The organism is Bradyrhizobium sp. IC3123 (assembly GCF_020193625.1).
GTDB classification, from domain to species: Bacteria; Pseudomonadota; Alphaproteobacteria; order Rhizobiales; family Xanthobacteraceae; genus Bradyrhizobium; species Bradyrhizobium yuanmingense.
The window spans coordinates 1-1,367 of record NZ_JADYVF010000045.1 but is presented as its reverse complement, the minus strand read 5'-3'; the positions used below and the strand labels follow the sequence as shown (position 1 = coordinate 1,367).

Here is a 1,367-nt window from a genome sequence, read left to right as displayed (position 1 = left end):
GTGAAGTGGACCCCGGGAGCAGGACCACTGACGCCGCCTTCTTAGTTGGAACTCTCGCCGCTCCGATTTTCTGATATGAGGCCGCGAGGGCCTCTGTCTGCGTCTGTTGTTGAGGTTGTGGGCATGTGGGCAACGCCTCTTCGGCGTTGTCCACCATGTCCAGAGCCTTTGCTGTAGCGCCGGCGCGCCAGACCGCCATCGGCGTGCGATAGCCGTGTGCCTGGTGCGGGCGCTCCTCGTTATAAAAGGCGATCCAGTCGGCGAGGCCCGCGTGCAGCTCTTTGCCGTCGGCATAGAATTTGAGATAGACGTCCTCGTGCTTGAGGCTGCGCCACAGCCGTTCGATGAACACGTTGTCCATCCAGCGGCCGCGACCGTCCATCGAGATCCGAATGCCGGCGGCCTCCAGCACGCCGGTGAAGGCCGCGCTGGTGAACTGGCTGCCCTGATCGGTGTTGAAGATTTGCGGCTTGCCGAACCGCGCCAGCGCCTCCTCCAGGGCGTCGATGCAGAACGACACGTCCATCGTATTGGACAGGCGCCAGCTCAGCACGGCCCGGCTCGCCCAATCGATCACAGCCACCAGATAGAGGAAGCCGCGTCCGATCGGGATGTAGGTGATGTCGGTCGCCCAGACCTGGTTCGGCCGGTCGATGGTCATGCCGCGCAGCAGATAGGGATAGATCAGGTGCCCCGGCGCAGGCTTGCTGGTGCGCGGCTTCGGCCCCAGTGCCTCGATCCCCATCTTGCGCATCAGCCGCTGCACGCGCTTGCGGTTGATCGGGACGCCATCCTCGCTCAGCAGCCACGCCATCCGCCGCGAGCCCAGAAACGGCCGCGCGGTGAACAGTTCGTCGATCTGGCGCATCAGCGTCAGATCGTCGTCATTGGCCGGCTGCGGCGTTCGGTAAACGCCCGAGCGCGACAGCCCGAGCAGCCGGCACTGGTGGCGGATCGACAGCACGCCATGCGCGCGGTCGAGCTTCGCCCTGCGGTCCGGGACGCTCATCTTCCGGACCTCTTCGCTAAAAAATCCCGCTCCACGACCAACTGCCCGATCTTGGCATGCAGCTTCTCGATCTCACGGTCGCGACCAACGTCCGCCGCCTCCCCAGCGGGATCAAAAGCTCTGGCCGCCTGATCCAGCAGTTGCTTCTTCCAGGAATAAATCTGGTTGGGATGCACCTCGTAGCGCTGCGCCAGATCGGCCACGCTCACCTGTTCACGCAGCGCCTCCAAAGCGATCTTCGCCTTCAGCGCCGCGTCGATCTTCCGTCTCGTCTTCTTCGTCATCGTCCGCTCCGTTTACCAAACGGAACGGCTACATTCCAACTAGGCTTCCGGTCCCAAATCCGGGGGCCACTTCA

Annotated in this window: 1 pseudogene; it reads right to left on the bottom strand. The window is 63.6% G+C overall.

Going from position 1 to position 1,367, the window contains the following annotated elements:
• Positions 1-199: 199 nt before the first annotated feature.
• Positions 200-1,293: pseudogene (locus I6F20_RS37525) on the bottom strand (IS3 family transposase); the annotation flags it as partial.
• Positions 1,294-1,367: the final 74 nt, after the last annotated feature.